The following is a 15,141-nucleotide window of genomic DNA, read 5'->3' as shown; positions in this document are numbered from 1 at the left end:
CCATGCAAGACATCGACGTTCCCGTTCTCATCGTCGGCGGCGGAGGCTGCGGCCTCGCGGCCTCGCTGTTCCTCTCGCGCCAGGGCATCGCGAGCCTGCTGATCGAACGCCATCCGGCACCGGGCCGGCTGCCCAAGGCGCGCTACATCAGCCAGCGCACCATGGAGCTGCTGCGCCAGTTCGAAGTGGCCGAGCGGGTCTACGAACGCTCGATGCCGCTGGCCCACATCTCGCACATCCGCTGGTGCACCACGCTGGCCGGCGACGGCGAACTCGACCGCCGCACCTTCTACCGCATCGAGTCCTTCGGCGGCGGCTCGCTCGCGCAGCACTATGCGAAGGACAGCCCCTGCGAATCGACGCTCTACCCACAGGTGCGCATGGAGCCGCTGCTGCGCGAGCTGGCCTCGGCCGAGGCGAACGCGCAGGTGCGCTACCACCACCAGCTGCAGTCCTTCGAGCAGGACGAAAACGGCGTGACCGCGCGCGTGCTCGACCGCGACAGCGGCGAGGAATACCGCGTGCGCGCGAAGTACCTGATCGGCGCCGACGGCGGCAAGACCGTGGGCCCGACGCTGGGCGCGGTGATGAGCGGCGCGACCGACCTCGCGCACATGGTCACGGTCTACTTCCGCGCCGACCTCTCGAAGTACTGGGACGACGACCATTCGATGACCACCTGGTTCGTCAATCCCGAGGGCGGCTCCTGGGCCAGCGGCGTGCTGGGCCAGCTCGGGCCCACGCGCTTCGGCCGGTATTCCGAGGAGTGGATGTTCCACTTCAGCTTCCGGCCCGACGACCCTTCGCGCTTCGAGGAGTCGTCGCTGCTGCCGCGCATGCGCGAACTGCTCAAGATCCCCGACCTGCATCCCGACATCATCGGCATCGGCCACTGGACGGTCGAGGGCGTGCTGGTCGACCGCTACCGCTGGGGCCGCGCGCTGCTCGCGGGCGATGCCGCGCACCGCCATCCGCCGACCACCGGCCTGGGCCTGAACTCGGCGATCCAGGACGCGCACAACCTGGCCTGGAAGCTCGCGGCCGTGCTGAAGGGCGAGGCGCACGACAGCCTGCTCGACAGCTACGAGGCCGAGCGCCGCCCGGTGGCCGCGTTCAACATCCAGTGGGCGCTGATGACCTTCCAGAACCACCAGCTCACCGATGCCGGCATCGGCCTGGTGCGCGGCAACGCCGAGCTGAGCCAGGCGAACTTCCGCCGCTACTTCGCCGACGACGCCGAGGGCCGCACGCGGCGCGCGCGGCTGGCACAGATCATGGAAGTGCAGCGCATGGAATGGCAGGCGCACGACATCGAACTGGGCTACCACTACGAGCTTGGCGCCGTCATGCCCGACGGCACGCCCACGCCCGAGCGCGATCCGCTGGGCCAGACCTACGTGCCCACCACCCGGCCCGGCCACCGGCTGCCGCATGCCTGGCTCGAGCGCGACGGCAAGCAGATCTCCACGCTCGACCTGGTGCGCCCGGGCCGCTTCACGCTGCTGACCGGCCGCCAGGGCTCGGCCTGGGCCGATGCCGCGGCCACGCTGGCGCATGGCGCCGGCCTGCCGGTGGACATCGTCGAGATCCACGACACGGCCACGGTGCGCGACGTCGAAGGAACCTGGCGCTGCCTGCGCGGTGTGTCGTCGGATGGCGCGATCCTGGTGCGGCCCGACCAGCACGTGGCCTGGCGCGCGATGGGCCGCGGCGACAGCGCGCGCGGGCAGCTCGCGGCGGCCTTTGCGAAGATCCTGCAGCGCGATCTCGCGGCCTGACATTCCAACGAACGAGGAGACAGCCACCATGCAACGACGCACCCTGCTTTCGCTCCTGGCCACCGGCGCCCTGGCCCCCGCGGCCTTCGGCGCGGCGGCCCAAGGCAACTGGCCCAGCCAGCCGATCCGCCTGATCGTGCCCTACCCGGCCGGCGGCGGCACCGACTTCTTCGCGCGCCTCGTCGCGCCCGGCATGGGCGAGGTGCTGGGCCAGCCGGTGATCGTGGACAACCGCCCCGGCGCCTCCGGCATCATCGGCGCGACCGCCGTGGCCAAGCAGCTCGCACCCGACGGCCACACCTTCCTGCTCGGCGACATGACCACCTACGCGGTCAACCCCGCCATGTTCGACAAGCTGTCGTACGACCCGCTCAAGGACTTGCGCACCGTGACCATGACGGCGAAGTTCGACTTCCTGCTGGTGGTCAATCCGAACACCCTGCCGGTGCGCAATCTGCAGGAGCTGATCGCGCTGGCCGCGCGCACGCCCGAGGGCCTGAACTACGGCTCGCCGAGCGTGGGCACCACGCACCACCTCGCCACCGAGCTGCTCGCGCGCGAGACCGGCATGAAGCTGGTCGCCATCACCTACAAGGGCGGCGGCCCCGCGGTGCAGGACCTGCTGGGCGGCCAGGTGGGCCTGATGTTCCTCGACCGCGCCACCGCGCGGCCGCACATCGAGTCGGGCCGGCTGCGCCCGATCGCCGCGGCCGGCGCGAAACGCATCGCGGCCTATCCCGAGGTGCCGACCGTGGCCGAGCAGGGCGTGAAGGGATTCGAGGTCGAAGGATGGCAGGGCTTCAGCGTGCGCACCGGCACGCCCGATGCCGTGGTGCAGGCGCTGCAGGCGGCCTATCTCAAGGCCATTGCGCCGGCCGAGATCCGGCGCAAGCTCGGCGAGGCGGGCATCGACCCGGTGGGTGGCACGCCCGAGCAGTTCACCCAGTACATCCAGTCGGAGACCGTCAAGTGGGGCCGCGTGGTGCGCGAGCGCGGCATCAAGGCCGAATGACGGCTACTTGAGGCAGGTCTTGGTGAAGACGCCGTCGTGCGCGGCCGTGGCCTCGCAGGCCGGCGCGGCGGTCTGGATGACCGTGGCGGTGGCGGCATCGTCCTTCTCCACTGCCCAGGCCATGGGCGCGAGGATCGCGAGGAAGAACGATCCCAACAGGGCAGCACCGGCTGCCAGCGATCCAATTTTTTTCGTCATGTGCGGCTCCTGGTGCTTGCCGGGCAACAGGCCCGACGCATGGGGACCGATGGTGGGGGCCGGACGGGTGGGGACCCGTCAGTGCCGGAGCACGGCGCTTGTAGGCGGGCGCTGTATTCAGGGCTGCGGGGCCGCGCTAGTGTTTGAACCCTGATTCGCGTTGCGCGCGAAGCGCAAGGATGAAGACGGTATCGATCTCGGCCAGGTAGCGGTAGAGCGCGACGTATCCACGAACGCCCTTGCCGATCACCAGCTCTCGTTTGCCTTGCCGCACCGGCCTTCCGATCAGCGGACTGTGGGCCAGGACTTGAATCGCCTGGATGATCTCGTCGACCCGTTCGGGCATGTCCGCCGCCTGGTGACGCGCCATGTGCTCCACGAAACGATCGATGTCCTCGAGGACGGCTAGGGCGAGCTCGATATGCGCCACAGGTTCAGCGCGCCCCTACACGGGCGCGCGGGCGGCGCGGCTTTTCTCCCTTGGCGCGGGCCTCGAGATACGCCTTGGCATCCGTCCAGGAGACCGTCTGCCGGGTTTGCAGCAGCAAGGCCCAGCGCTCCTCCGCCACGCGGTGCAGTTCCTCATCCATCTCGCTGCGCTCGACGGTCTCCGCGAGCGTGTCGAGGATGAATCCATGAGACGTCTTCCCTGCACGCTCCGCGGCCGCTGCAATCCTTGCCTTCAGAGCGTCTTCGATTCGGATGGTGGTGGTAGACATTCAGGTCCTTCTCTCGGCCAGCGGCCGCGAGCCAATGTAGCACAAGTGTGCTGCAAACGACCCATACCCTCAGCGCCGAAGCCCGGCGCTTGTATGCGGGCGCTGTATTCAGGACTGCAAGGCCGCCCCCGCCGCGGCGCGGATCCGCTCGGCCGACTGGCGGGCGCGGCGCATGATGGCCGGGGTGTCGTAGGCCACCAGGCGGCCGCCGCGCTTGAGAATGCGGCCGTCGACCATCACGGTCTCGACGTTGGCGGCGCTGCCGCTCTGCACGATCGCGGTCTCGGCGTTGCCTACCGGGCCGATGTTGAGGTCATCGGTGCGCACCAGGATGATGTCGGCGCGCTTGCCCTCGACGATCGAGCCCGTGACCTCGCCGAGCCCCAGCGCCATGGCGCCGTTGATCGTCGCCATCTCGATCACCTCGTGCACGCCCACCGGCCTGGCGCCCGCGCTCGGCGTGCCGGCCCAGGGCACGCCGAGGTTCCAGGTGAAGCGCATTGCCTCGAACATGTCGGGCGGCGCGATCGAGGTGGCGTCGCTCGACAGCGAGACCGCGAGGCCCGCCGCGCGCATCGCGAACAGCGCGGCGCGCGCGTCGCCGGTGCCGCTCAGGCGCAGCTCGGAATGGGTGGCGAAGCTCAGCGGCGTCCTCGTGCGCGCGAGCGCCGCGAGGTCGGCCGGGCTCGCGGGCACGTAGTGGGCGATCATGAAATTGGGCCCGAGGTAGCCGCGCCGCTCGTAGTCGAGCGCATCGACGTTGTTGGGCGCCTCCTGCGGCGCATGGATCGCGACCGGCAGCCCGCTGGCCCTGGCGAACTTCATCTCCTCGTGGAAGACGGCCTCGGTGCTCTGCTGCGGGCCGCGCAGGTTCAGCCCCAGGTGCACCAGGCCGGCCAGCGGCGAGCGTTCGCCGAACCAGTCGCGCCGCACGCGCGCCAGGTCCTCGTAGCGGTTGAGTTCGTCGGCCGGTATCTGGTCGACGTGGCCGTAGGAATAGCGCGCGCGCAGCAGCGACTGCCGGTGCGCGCGCAGCTCGGCGTCGGCATGGGCCGGCGAGCGCGTGTTGTGCGACCAGTTGTGCACGGTGGTGGTGCCGCCCTGGGCCAGCTCGGCGCAGCCCAGCAGCACGCTGTTGTAGAAGTCCTCGGGCGTGTAGAGGGTCGAGGTCGCGCCCTTGGCCGGGTAGTAGGAGAAGCCCTCGCGCGCCGTGAAGCTGCGGCCGATCGCGCTCCACAGGTGGTAGTGGGAATTGACGAAGCCCGGCATCACGATGCGGTCGGTGGCGTCGATCACCTCGACGCCCGGCGCGCGCAGGCCGCGGCCCACCTTCTCGATGGTGCCGTCGCGCACCAGCACGTCGGCGCGCGGCAGGGTGCCGGTGGCGCGGTCGACCGTGATCACCGCGCCGTTGCGGATCAGGTAGCTGCCGCGGCTGGTCCGGGCCGAAGTGGCGAGCGCTGGCGCGCCGGTGGCGGCCACGGCCAGGGCACCGGCCAGGCGGATGAAGTTTCTCTTGCTGGTCTGCATGGGCTGTCCCGGTGAGGAAGTGAAAAAAATTGCGTGCCTCAGCGCGCATTGAGAAAGAAAGCGCCCGTCATCGCGAGCCCCGTCAGCACCACGAAGCCGCGCACCAGCTCCGGCCGCAGCCGCCGCGCGGCCGTGCCGCCCGCGTAGCCGCCGGCCGTGGCGCCGAGCGCCATCCACAGCGCATGGCTCCAGACGATCGCGCCGCTGGCCGCGTAGATCGCGACCGCCATCAGCGTGAGGATGGCCGAGACGAAGTTCTTGATGCCGTTCATGCGGCCCATGTCCGCATGCCCGAGCGCGCCGAGCACCGCGAGCAGCAGGATGCCGAGGCCGCCGTTGAAGTAGCCGCCGTAGACCGCGACCGCCACGATGCCCAGGTCGGCGAGCCAGGCGCGCTCCGATGCGGCGGCCTCGGCCCGGCGGCGCACCAGCGCCGGCCCGATCGCGAACAGCAGCGTCGCGGCCAGCAGCAGCCAGGGCACGATGCGGCCGAAGGCCTGGTTCGAGGTCGACAGCAGCAGCGCCGCGCCGGCCGCGCCACCGAGTACCGAGAGCACGCCCAGCCGAAGCAGCGAGGGCGACATCGGCCCCGCGAGTTCGCGCCGCAGCGCCCAGGCCCCGGCCAGGTAGCCCGGCAGCAACGCGGCGGTGCCGGTGGCATTGGCCGACACCAGCGGCACGCCGACCAGCGCCAGCGCCGGCAGGGTGAGGAAGCTGCCGCCGCCCGCCACGGCGTTGAGCGCGCCGGCCAGCGCCGCGGCGCCGCCGAGCAGCGCCCATTCGAAGGCCGCGGTCACGGCTTGCGCGCCGGCAGCGACATGCGGTCGGTGCGCAGCAGCGCCGTCAGCGCCACGCCCACGGCCGCCAGCAGCGTGATCTGCAGCAGCCCGGCCGAGCCCCAGCCCAGGCGCGCGGCGATGGCGCCGATGATGTAGCCCGCGAAGGCGCCCGCGCCGTAGAGCGTGGTGACGAACACGCCGGTGGCGCGGTTGGTGAGCGAGGCACGCACCGCCTTGATGTGGTAGCCGGCCAGGTTCACGTAGAGCACGCCGCTGACCACCAGGCCCCAGGCGAAGGACAGCGCGGACTGCACCCAGATGCCGGTGGGCCCGGAGAACAGCAGGAAGCCCAGCAGCCCGGTGCCGACGAAGCTCAGCGACAGCACCAGCTTGGGATGGAAGCGGTCGCCGAGCCAGCCGCCGAAGATGGAGGCGAACACGCCGAAGCCGAAGATGCTCATGACGCGGCCGGTGTCGGCCGGCGTGTAGTGCAGGTGCTCGCGCAGGAAGGTCGGGTACATGCCGAGGTAGCCGTAGATGCACAGGCCGCCGATCACGCTCATCGCGGTCCGCAGCACGGTGTTGCGGTTCCACATGCGCTCGGCGCCGCGCTGGTCGGCGCGCGTGTCGGCCGCGGCCACGTTCTCGGTCATGCGCCGGCCCACCGTGAGCGCGATCAGCGCCATGGCCGCGAAGCCCGCCACGCCGAACACCACCAGCGGCAGCCGCCAGTCGCGCTCTGTACCGATCAGGTGGCCGCCGAGCAGCGGCCCCACGATCGCGCCGATGCCGAACGAGAAGTTGATCGCGCCCACGGCCGTGGCACGGTAGCGCGCGAAGTGGCTGGCCGCGATGGCGATCACCACCGTGAGCTGCATCGCCTCGCCGATGCCGGTGGCGGCGCGGTAGGCGATCATGTCGGCGAAGCCGTGCGAGTAGGCCGTGAGCAGCGTGCCCAGCGAGAAGATGGCGATGCCGATCTGCAGCACGGTCTTGCGCGACAGCCGCGCCAGCAGGTAGCCGGTGGGCACGCCGGCCACCGCCATGCCGAGCGTGAAGATGGTCGACAAGAGGCCGGTGTCGGCCAGCCCGAAGCCGAACTCGCGGCGCACGTCGGCCGCGATCAGCGGAAAGATCTGCCGGTCCATCGCATTGAGCGCGTAGGACGCGAGCAGCACCAGGAACATGGCGATCTCGAGGCCGCTGATGGGCGCCTGGCGGCGCGCGTCGCCGGCCAGCGGCAGGGCCGAGGTGGTGGAATGCACGATCTGTCTCCTTCTCGCCGGGGCGAGACTCTTGTTCTGGGAAAGGGAGCCCCGGCGGCGCGCGCCGGGGGCAAGTCTCAAGCGGCGTCGCGCGTCGCGAGATGCCAGTCGAGGATCTGCTCGCCGGTGAAGAAGCCGACGTCCTCGTGCTCGCGGATGTGCGCCAGCGCCTCGCGGAAATAGCGCAGCCGGTGCGGTGCGCCCATGATGTACGGATGCACCACCAGCGCCATCACGCGCGCCGAATCCCTGGCGTCGGCGTACAGCTGCTCGAACTGGTCGATGGCACGGTCGCGGTACTCGCTGGCCTTGTGGTGCTGGATCAGCATCATCGCCACGTCGTTGCATTCCTGCGTGTAGGGCACGTTGACGATGTGGCCGCCGTTGCGCGTCTTCAGTTCCACCGGCTGGTCGTCGAGCACCCAGTCGCAGACGTACTCGTAGCCCTGCTCGGCCAGGATGTCGGGCGTGTGCCAGGTCTCGGTGAGGCCCGGGCCGAGCCAGCCGCGCGGCCGCTTGCCGGTGTAGGCGCGGATCGCCTCGGTGGTCCTGGCGATGTCCTCGGCCTCGTCGGGCACCTTCTGCATGTTGCGCTGGCCGAAGCCGTGGCCGATGAATTCCCAATCGCGCGCCTTCGCCGCCTTGGCGATCGGCTCGTAAGCCCCGATGGCCGAGCCGTTGATGGCGAGCGTGGCGGGAATGCCGAGCGCGTCGATCGCCTCGAGCATGCGCCAGAAGCCGACACGGTTGCCGTATTCGTGCCAGGCCCAGTTCGGGATGTCGGGCATGGGCGAGCCGCCGGCCGGCGGCGTGAGCACGGTACGCGGCATGGTCTCGTCGATGTTCCATTCCTCGACGTTGACGATGACCCAGACGGCGAGCCGCTTGCCGCCGGGCAGCCGGCGGGCGGGACGGTCGGCGATGGCCGAATAGGCGATGCGTTCGAGCGGTTTCATGCGGTGTCTCCTTGGCCTTGTGCGTTCAGACGATCTCGACCTGCAGCGGCGCGAGCCCCTCGATGCGGCCCGTGAGCCGGTCGCCGCGCTGCACCGGGCCCACGCCCTCGGGCGTGCCGGTGAAGATCAGGTCGCCGGGCAGCAGGCGGTACTGCTTCGACAGCTCGCTGACGATCTCGTGCACGTTCCAGATCATCTTCTCGAGCACCGAATCCTGCCGCACGCTGCCGTTGACCGCGAGGTTCAGCACGCCCGAGCGGATATGGCCGACGCGCGCCACCGGGTGGATCGGACCGCAGGGCGCCGAATGGTCGAAGGACTTGCCCTGCTCCCATGGCAGGCCGCGCTTGTTGCACTCGCGCTGGCGATCGCGGCGCGTCATGTCGAGGCCGGCCGCGTAGCCGAACACATGGTCGAGCGCGGTGTCGGGCGAGACATTGGAGGCCTCGCTGCCGATCGCCACCACCAGCTCGAACTCGAACTGGAAGTCCTCGGTCAGCGCCGGATAGGGCACGCGCCCGTCGGTCACCACCGCATCGGCCGGCTTCTGGAAGAAGAACGGCGGATCGCGCTCGTCGCCCTCCTTCATCTCGCGGATGTGGGCCAGGTAGTTGCGGCCCACGCAGTAGACGCGGCGCACGGGGAACTGTCGGTCGCTGCCGACGATGTCGATGGAGATGGGGGCGACCTGGAGGGCGTCGGCGGCGCCGGGCGCGGGGCTGGGGGACATTGCGTGTTGTCTCTCTGGAAGGTTGTGGAAGGAGTGGCTAGAGTCTAGGAACGAGGCCCTTCGGCCTCAACGCACAGGCTTGCGCAAAGATATGCAATCCTTGCGATTCCTCGTGCCAGGCCCGCCATGCAACCAGCGCCCTCCCTCATCGACCCGCTTCCGCCGCACCCTGGCCCCGCCCGCGCCGCGCGCCCCGCCATCGGCAACTACACCATGGCCACGCGGGCGCAGCGCGCCTACTTCGGCATCCACGACCAGACCAACATCCTGCCGAACCCGGTGCCGCACCGGCACGAGTACTTCCAGATCTACGTCAACACGCGCGGCGAGACCACGCACTTCATCGGCGGCGGCCAGCGCCCGATCGGGCCGGGCACGGTGAGCTTCGTGCTGCCCTTCCTGGTCCACTACATCCCGAACGCGGCCGACGGCGTGTTCCACATCATCAACATCAGCAAGGACTACCTGCTGCCCTCGCTCGACCTCGACGTGTTCGAGCTGTCGGAGGTGCCGCTGGCGCGCGCGCCCGAGCTCGCGCCGTTCCGCTTCCAGCACTGCCTGGACTTCCGCTTCGACGCGGCCGAGACCGAAGCGCTGCAGGCGCTGTGCGAGCGCATGACGCAGGAGGCGCAGCGGCCCTCGGGCGAGGACACGGCCAGCCACCTGCTGATCCGCGGCCACCTGTTGAACCTGATCGGCATGGTGTGGCGGCGCTACGGCGAGGACTTCCGCCACTGCGAGGCGCAGGGCATGGTGCTGCAGTCGTACAAGCAGGCGGTGCTGCGCTGCATCCGCTACATCACGCAGAACCTGGCGCAGGAACTGACTCTGGGCGACGCGGCGCAGGCCAGCCACGTGTCGGCCACCCACCTGGCGCACCTGCTCAAGAGCGAGACCGGCAAGACCTTCCTCGAGATCGTGACCGAGCGGCGCATCGATCGCGCCAAGACGCTGCTGGTCTTCACCTCGGCCTCGGCGGCCGAGATCGGCGAGAGCACGGGCTTCGCCGAGCCGGCCCATTTCGCGCGCCGGTTCCGGCAGGTGGTGGGCACCACGCCCTCGGCCTACCGGCGCCAGTACCAGGGCGTGGGCGCGCGGACCTGGATCGAATAGCGGCGCCGCGTCGATGGACTCCCTGATCGCCGCCGCCGCACGCGCGCTGGCCGCGGGCGATGCGCTCGGCGCGCTCAAGCGGGTCGCGCTGCGCGACGATCCGCCGGCGCTGGCGCTGCGCGGCATCGCCATGGCCCAGCTCGGCGACCATGCACGCGCCCGCGAACTGCTGCGCCGCGCCGCGCGCGGCTTCAGCGCGCACGAAGCGCTGGCACGCGCGCGCTGCGTGGTCGCCGAGGCCGAGGTGGCGCTGGCGATGCGCGACCTCGGCGGCTCGCCGCGCGCGCTGCTGGCGGCGGCCGCCACGCTCGAGGCGCATGCCGATCCCGCCAATGCGCTGCAGGCCTGGCTGATCGCGGCGCGGCGATCGCTGCTGCTCGGGCGGCTCGACGAGGCGCGCGACGCGCTGGCCCATCTCGATGGCCAGGGCCTGCCGGCCTCGCTCGCGGCCGTGGCCGAACTCGCCACCGCCGAACTGGCGCTGCGTTCCCTGCGCACCGCACTGGCGCGCGAAGCCCTGGCCCGTGCGCGCATCGCCGCCGAACACGCGGGCGTGCCGGCCCTGCTGGCCGAGGTGGTCGACACGCGCGCCGCGCTCGACCGTCCCGCCGCGCGGCAACGCTTTCCCGGCGGCGAACGGATGCTGCGGCTCGACGAGGTCGAGGCGCTGCTCGATTCGGGCACGCTGGTGGTCGATGCCTGCCGCCGCGCCGTGGGCGCGGGCACGACATGGCGCGCGCTGGCACGCCGCCCGGTGCTGTTCGCGCTCGCCCTCGCGCTGGCCGAGGCCTGGCCCGGCGACGTGGAACGCGAGGCGCTGATCGCGCAGGTGTTCCGCACGCGCGACCCCGACGAAACGCACCGCGCGCGCCTGCGCGTCGAGATCGGCCGGCTGCGCGCGCTGGTCAAGCCGCTGGCGCGCATCGAGGCCAGCGCGCGCGGCTTCGTGCTGCGTCCGCACGACGAGCGGCCCGTCTCGGTGCTGGCGCCGCCGATCGCCGGCGAGCAGGCCGCGCTGCTCGCGCTGCTGTCCGACGGCGCCGCCTGGTCGACCTCGGCGCTGGCGCTCGCGCTCGACGCCAGCCAGCGCACCGTGCAGCGCGCGCTGGCCGATCTCGAGGCCGAGGGCCGCGTGCGCGCCATCGGCCAGACCCGCGCGCGCCGCTGGCTGGCGCCGCCGCTGGCCGGTTTCACGACGATCTTGTTACTCCCCTCCACGCTCGCGATTGCATAGAGTTGTCTCCAAGGCGCCGATGTCCGGTGCCCTCCCAAGGAGCCAACCATGACAGCCAAGACCATCCACGACAGTTCCAGCGCCCGGGCGGCCGAGATCGTGCGCGAGTACGGGCCCTTCGCGGGCGCCACCCAGGTGCACGGCGTGACCCACGACGGCCAGCGCGTCTGGGCCGCCACCGGCGAGAAGCTGGTGGCCTTCGACCCCGACAGCGGCGAGACCACGAAGGCGCTGGACCGCGCCTGCGATGCCGGCACGGCCTTCGACGGCACCCATCTCTACCAGATCGCCGAAGCCCGCATCGACAAGATCGACCCCGCCACCGGCCAGGTGCTGGCCTCGATCCCCGCGCCCGGCCAGGGCAGCGACTCGGGCCTGACCTGGGCCGAGGGCAGCCTGTGGGTGGGCCAGTACCGCGACCGCAAGATCCACGAGATCGATCCCGCGACCGGCGCCGTGCGCCGCACCATCGAGTGCAACCGCTTCGTGACCGGCGTGACCTGGGTCGACGGCGAGCTGTGGCACGGCACCTGGGAGGCCGAGGAGAGCGACATCCGCCGCATCGACCCGCGCAGCGGCGAGGTGCTCGAGCGGCTCGCGATGCCGCGCGGCACCGGCGTCAGCGGGCTCGAGTCCGACGGCGCCGGCCTCTTCTACTGCGGCGGCGGCCCGAGCGGCAAGGTCCGCGCGGTGCGCCGGCCCGCGCACTGATCCACCGAGCCTCACGCAAGGAGCATCCGATGAATGCAACGACCACCGAAGCAGGCACGGCGCACCACGCCGTCGTCTCCAGGGACCAATGGACCGAGGCGCGCCGCATCCTGCTGGAACGCGAGAAGGAACTCACGCGACTGGGCGACCAGATCGCGCGCGAACGCCGCGCGCTGCCCTGGGTGCGCGTCGAGAAGGATTACGTCTTCGACACGCCCGACGGCCCGCGCGCGCTGGCCGATCTGTTCGAGGGCCGCAGCCAGCTGCTGGTGCAGCACTTCATGTTCGCGCCCGGCTGGGAGCAAGGCTGCCCGAGCTGCTCGTACATGGCCGACCACAACGACGGCGCCGCCCCGCACCTGGCTGCGCGCGATGTCACGCTGCTCGTGGTCTCGCGCAATGCGCTGCCCGAGATCGAGCGCTTTCGCGAACGCATGGGCTGGAAGTTCAAGTGGGTGTCGTCGGCACGCAGCGACTTCAACCACGACTTCCACGTCAGCTTCACGCCCGAGGAATTCGCGAGCGGCTCGGTCTACTACAACTTCGGCATGCAGCCCTTTCCGCAGGCCGAGGCGCCGGGCATCAGCGTGTTCTTCAAGGACGCGGCGGGCCAGGTGTTCCACACCTACTCGCGCTATGGCCGCGGCGTGGAGGTGATGATGGGTGCCTATCCGCTGATCGACCTCGTGCCCAAGGGGCGCGACGAGGAAGGGCTCGAGCACACGATGGCATGGGTGCGGCATCACGACCGCTACGAATCGCGGCCCGCGGCGCATGCGTGCTGCGGATCGCGCGGCTGAGACCTTCCATGACCGCGTTCTGGCCCTGGCTGGCTGTCGCGGGGCTCGGCGCCTTCCATGGGCTGAGTCCGGCCAATGGCTGGATGTTCGCCGCGGCCTGGGGCGTGCGGGCGCGTGACGCTGGAAGGGCACGGCGCGCGCTGCTGCCGATCGCCGTCGGGCATTTCGCATCGGTCGCAATCGTGGCCTTCGTCGTCGCGCAGGGGCTGTGGCTGGAACGTGCGCTGGTGCAGGTGCTGGCTGGCGCGCTGCTTCTCTTCGCGGCGGTCTACCGGCTGCTGCGTGGTGGCCGTTTCACCATTGGATCGCGAGCGAGCCATGCGGGCCTCGCGGGCTGGTCCTTCGTGATGGCGACCGCGCACGGCGCCGGGCTCATGCTGGTGCCCGCGCTCGTGCCGCTGTGCCTCACCGGCGATCCCGCGCGGGCCATCACCGCATCGGGCTCGATGGCGCTGGCGCTCGCCGGTTGCGGTGCACACGGCGGCGATGCTGCTGGCCACGGGGCTGATCGCGACCGGCGTGTGCCGCGGCATCGCGCGGCACCCGCGGTGGCTCGAAGGGCAGGCGCTGAAGCGCGGGTGGACCGCGGCGCTGGCGGCTACAGGCTTGCTGATGATCGCGCTGCGCTGAGGGGCGAAAACCCCTTGGGCCAACAGGTGCACGATTGCAACCGAGATGCGTCGACGTTCGAATAGCCCGATGACCGCATGGCTTCCCATCGATATCGCTCCGCAACTCTCGCTCGCCCGCGTCGTGCTCGAACGCCACCTGGCCAGTACCCTCGAATCCCTCCACCTGTTCGGCTCGGCCGTCGACGGCGGCCTCCAGCCCGAAAGCGACATCGACCTGCTGGTCTGCGTGACCACGCCGCTGACGCCCGCGACCCGGCAGGCGCTGATGACCGACCTGCTCTCGGTGTCGGCCCCGCCAGGTACCGACGCGGCGCTGCGCCCGCTCGAGGTGACGATCGTCGTGCACGACGAGGTGCTTCCCTGGCGCTACCCGGCGCGGCGCGAACTGCAGTTCGGCGAATGGCTGCGCGACGAGTTGAAGGCCGGCGTCTTCGACGCGCCCGAGCTCGACCGCGACCTCGCGATCCTGCTGACCAAGGCCAGGCAGCACAGCGTCGCGCTGATCGGCCCCGCCGCCGAGACCCTGTTCGATCCGGTGCCCGCGAGCGACTTCGCACAGGCGCTGCACGACACCATCGGCATCTGGAACGAACCCGCGGACTGGGATGGCGACGAGCGCAACGTGGTGCTCGCGCTGGCACGCATCTGGTTCAGTGCCGCGACCGGTGGCATTGCTTCGAAGGATGCGGCTGCGGCTTGGGTGATCGAACGGCTGCCCGACGAGTTGCGGCCGTTGATGGCGCGGGCTAGGGAGGCCTATCTGGGGCAGGCGGTGGACGATCTGGCGGCGCGGCAGGGTGAGGTGGCGGCGTTCGTGGCGCATGCCAAACCTGCTGTCGAGCGGGCGTTGGCGTCGAAAGGGGATGGGCCGCACTGAACATTCGGCCGGTCATCGACTTCCCGTCCATGGGGCCGTCCACGACGCTCCGACCGTGCGGGTTCAGCTGGCCTGCGTAGATACCACCAGCGGCTGCACCGCCAATCGCAGCCCCATGGCCCTGAGAATGGCAGACAGGCTGCTGAGCGCAGGGTTGCCCTTCGGCGACAACGTGCGATAGAGCTGGGTCGGATTCAGCTGCGCCTGCTCGGCCACGGCCTGCACCCCGCCGAATGCCTGCGTCATCTGGCGCAGCACGATCAGCAGCTCGGCCTGGTCGCCGTCGGCCAGGATGGTGTTGATGACCTCGAGCGCGAGGGCCGGATCGCTGCGATACAGCTCGGCCATCGCTTCGTCATGGGGCTTGCTTCTCATCGTCCGCTCTCCGTTGCCAGTCCTGCCAGTGAATCACCGCTTTGGCGATGTCCGTCTCCTGAGTCCGCTTGTCGCCACCGCACAGCAGCAGCACCACGCGATGGCCGGACAGGGCGTAGTACACCCGGTAGCCCGGCCCCAGGTCGATACGCAATTCCCAGACACCATCGCGGCAAAACTTGTGATCGCCGAAATTGCCCAGCTCGATCCGGGCTACACGACGAATCACCGACACCTTCGCCTGGTTGTCACGAAGACGCTGCAACCAGTCCAGGTAGGGATCGCGGTGCTCGCCCGCCGTCAGATAGTGTTCGACGCTGTAGGCATTCATTTTCGTTTATCGACGAATAATGTCAACCCGTCGATGCAGGGCCGCATCGACTCGCCATCTTTCGCCTACTCCCTCACGCTTGCTTCTGTGAGGTGAAGACT

The 15,141-nt window shown here is 70.4% G+C and carries 17 protein-coding genes and 1 pseudogene; 8 read left to right on the top strand and 10 right to left on the bottom strand.

Features of this window, described 5'->3' with window-relative positions; genetic code table 11:
* Window positions 1–2 precede the first annotated feature (2 nt).
* Together INQ48_39705 and INQ48_39700 are read left to right on the top strand one after the other, a co-directional pair.
* Window positions 3–1,778 carry an FAD-dependent monooxygenase gene (locus tag INQ48_39705; GenBank protein QRF61505.1) on the top strand — a complete coding sequence of 592 codons (1,776 nt, stop codon included), beginning with the start codon at window positions 3–5 and terminating at the stop codon, window positions 1,776–1,778.
* A gap of 28 nt (window positions 1,779–1,806) precedes the next feature.
* On the top strand, window positions 1,807–2,790 hold the full coding sequence (locus tag INQ48_39700) for a tripartite tricarboxylate transporter substrate binding protein (protein QRF61504.1): 984 nt from the start codon (window positions 1,807–1,809) through the stop codon (window positions 2,788–2,790).
* 3 nt (window positions 2,791–2,793) lie between these two features.
* Here the strand turns inward: INQ48_39700 and INQ48_39695 are convergent, their stop codons facing one another.
* The 8 genes from INQ48_39695 to INQ48_39660 all read right to left on the bottom strand — a co-directional run bounded on the left by INQ48_39695 (window position 2,794) and on the right by INQ48_39660 (window position 8,967).
* Window positions 2,794–2,988: a hypothetical protein gene (locus tag INQ48_39695; protein QRF61503.1), complete on the bottom strand. Its 195-nt coding sequence runs from the start codon at window positions 2,986–2,988 to the stop codon at window positions 2,794–2,796.
* Window positions 2,989–3,124: 136 nt separating this feature from the next.
* On the bottom strand, window positions 3,125–3,418 hold the full coding sequence (locus INQ48_39690; protein QRF61502.1) for a type II toxin-antitoxin system RelE/ParE family toxin: 294 nt from the start codon (window positions 3,416–3,418) through the stop codon (window positions 3,125–3,127).
* 4 nt (window positions 3,419–3,422) lie between these two features.
* Complete coding sequence (locus INQ48_39685; protein ID QRF61501.1) at window positions 3,423–3,707, bottom strand: CopG family transcriptional regulator; 285 nt, start codon at window positions 3,705–3,707, stop codon at window positions 3,423–3,425.
* 108 nt (window positions 3,708–3,815) lie between these two features.
* Window positions 3,816–5,237, bottom strand: a complete 1,422-nt coding sequence (locus INQ48_39680) for an amidohydrolase family protein (protein QRF61500.1) — start codon at window positions 5,235–5,237, stop codon at window positions 3,816–3,818.
* A 38-nt stretch (window positions 5,238–5,275) separates the two neighbouring features.
* Window positions 5,276–6,034 (bottom strand): sulfite exporter TauE/SafE family protein, encoded by a 759-nt coding sequence (locus INQ48_39675; GenBank protein QRF61499.1) that lies wholly within the window; start codon window positions 6,032–6,034, stop codon window positions 5,276–5,278.
* The gene (locus tag INQ48_39670) at window positions 6,031–7,281 is read right to left on the bottom strand and encodes an MFS transporter (GenBank protein ID QRF61498.1); all 1,251 of its coding nucleotides are present in this window, start codon (window positions 7,279–7,281) and stop codon (window positions 6,031–6,033) included. Before INQ48_39670 ends, INQ48_39675 begins: the two co-directional genes overlap by 4 nt.
* Before the next feature lie 77 nt (window positions 7,282–7,358).
* Window positions 7,359–8,237: a polysaccharide deacetylase family protein gene (locus INQ48_39665; GenBank protein ID QRF61497.1), complete on the bottom strand. Its 879-nt coding sequence runs from the start codon at window positions 8,235–8,237 to the stop codon at window positions 7,359–7,361.
* A gap of 25 nt (window positions 8,238–8,262) precedes the next feature.
* Complete coding sequence (locus INQ48_39660) at window positions 8,263–8,967, bottom strand: fumarylacetoacetate hydrolase family protein (protein ID QRF61496.1); 705 nt, start codon at window positions 8,965–8,967, stop codon at window positions 8,263–8,265.
* A 213-nt stretch (window positions 8,968–9,180) separates the two neighbouring features.
* On the opposite strand from INQ48_39660, the gene INQ48_39655 reads away from it, so the two are divergent.
* The 6 genes and pseudogenes from INQ48_39655 to aadA all read left to right on the top strand — a co-directional run bounded on the left by INQ48_39655 (window position 9,181) and on the right by aadA (window position 14,334).
* Window positions 9,181–10,080, top strand: a complete 900-nt coding sequence (locus INQ48_39655) for a helix-turn-helix transcriptional regulator (protein ID QRF63171.1) — start codon at window positions 9,181–9,183, stop codon at window positions 10,078–10,080.
* A gap of 13 nt (window positions 10,081–10,093) precedes the next feature.
* On the top strand, window positions 10,094–11,314 hold the full coding sequence (locus tag INQ48_39650; protein QRF61495.1) for a helix-turn-helix domain-containing protein: 1,221 nt from the start codon (window positions 10,094–10,096) through the stop codon (window positions 11,312–11,314).
* A 48-nt stretch (window positions 11,315–11,362) separates the two neighbouring features.
* On the top strand, window positions 11,363–12,025 hold the full coding sequence (locus tag INQ48_39645) for a PQQ-binding-like beta-propeller repeat protein (GenBank protein QRF61494.1): 663 nt from the start codon (window positions 11,363–11,365) through the stop codon (window positions 12,023–12,025).
* Window positions 12,026–12,054: 29 nt separating this feature from the next.
* On the top strand, window positions 12,055–12,825 hold the full coding sequence (locus INQ48_39640) for a DUF899 domain-containing protein (GenBank protein QRF61493.1): 771 nt from the start codon (window positions 12,055–12,057) through the stop codon (window positions 12,823–12,825).
* Between the two features lie 8 nt (window positions 12,826–12,833).
* Window positions 12,834–13,455: pseudogene (locus INQ48_39635) on the top strand (hypothetical protein).
* A gap of 69 nt (window positions 13,456–13,524) precedes the next feature.
* Window positions 13,525–14,334: an AadA family aminoglycoside 3''-O-nucleotidyltransferase gene (gene aadA, locus INQ48_39630; GenBank protein QRF61492.1), complete on the top strand. Its 810-nt coding sequence runs from the start codon at window positions 13,525–13,527 to the stop codon at window positions 14,332–14,334.
* Window positions 14,335–14,397: 63 nt separating this feature from the next.
* Here the strand turns inward: aadA and INQ48_39625 are convergent, their stop codons facing one another.
* Both INQ48_39625 and INQ48_39620 read right to left on the bottom strand, forming a co-directional pair.
* On the bottom strand, window positions 14,398–14,709 hold the full coding sequence (locus tag INQ48_39625; GenBank protein QRF61491.1) for an addiction module antidote protein: 312 nt from the start codon (window positions 14,707–14,709) through the stop codon (window positions 14,398–14,400).
* Entirely contained in the window at window positions 14,690–15,040 is a 351-nt protein-coding gene (locus tag INQ48_39620) for a type II toxin-antitoxin system RelE/ParE family toxin (protein QRF61490.1), read from the bottom strand. The genes INQ48_39625 and INQ48_39620 overlap by 20 nt, the downstream gene beginning before the upstream one ends.
* Window positions 15,041–15,141: the final 101 nt, after the last annotated feature.

The organism is Variovorax paradoxus (assembly GCA_016806145.1).
In the GTDB taxonomy this organism is placed as follows: domain Bacteria; phylum Pseudomonadota; class Gammaproteobacteria; order Burkholderiales; family Burkholderiaceae_C; genus Variovorax.
Note: the sequence above shows the minus strand (reverse complement) of the source record. Positions and strands in the feature narration are given on the sequence as shown.

Bases quoted from the DNA above. Each gene is read 5' to 3' on its own strand.
- INQ48_39665 (QRF61497.1), bottom strand. From the start codon at position 8,237: ATGAAACCGCTCGAACGCATCGCCTATTCGGCCATCGCCGACCGTCCC.
- INQ48_39700 (QRF61504.1), top strand. From the start codon at position 1,807: ATGCAACGACGCACCCTGCTTTCGCTCCTGGCCACCGGCGCCCTGGCC.
- INQ48_39645 (QRF61494.1), top strand. From the start codon at position 11,363: ATGACAGCCAAGACCATCCACGACAGTTCCAGCGCCCGGGCGGCCGAG.
- INQ48_39620 (QRF61490.1), bottom strand. From the start codon at position 15,040: ATGAATGCCTACAGCGTCGAACACTATCTGACGGCGGGCGAGCACCGC.
- INQ48_39685 (QRF61501.1), bottom strand. From the start codon at position 3,707: ATGTCTACCACCACCATCCGAATCGAAGACGCTCTGAAGGCAAGGATT.
- INQ48_39695 (QRF61503.1), bottom strand. From the start codon at position 2,988: ATGACGAAAAAAATTGGATCGCTGGCAGCCGGTGCTGCCCTGTTGGGA.
- INQ48_39640 (QRF61493.1), top strand. From the start codon at position 12,055: ATGAATGCAACGACCACCGAAGCAGGCACGGCGCACCACGCCGTCGTC.
- INQ48_39705 (QRF61505.1), top strand. From the start codon at position 3: ATGCAAGACATCGACGTTCCCGTTCTCATCGTCGGCGGCGGAGGCTGC.
- aadA (QRF61492.1), top strand. From the start codon at position 13,525: ATGACCGCATGGCTTCCCATCGATATCGCTCCGCAACTCTCGCTCGCC.
- INQ48_39660 (QRF61496.1), bottom strand. From the start codon at position 8,967: ATGTCCCCCAGCCCCGCGCCCGGCGCCGCCGACGCCCTCCAGGTCGCC.
- INQ48_39655 (QRF63171.1), top strand. From the start codon at position 9,181: ATGGCCACGCGGGCGCAGCGCGCCTACTTCGGCATCCACGACCAGACC.
- INQ48_39625 (QRF61491.1), bottom strand. From the start codon at position 14,709: ATGAGAAGCAAGCCCCATGACGAAGCGATGGCCGAGCTGTATCGCAGC.
- INQ48_39650 (QRF61495.1), top strand. From the start codon at position 10,094: ATGGACTCCCTGATCGCCGCCGCCGCACGCGCGCTGGCCGCGGGCGAT.
- INQ48_39680 (QRF61500.1), bottom strand. From the start codon at position 5,237: ATGCAGACCAGCAAGAGAAACTTCATCCGCCTGGCCGGTGCCCTGGCC.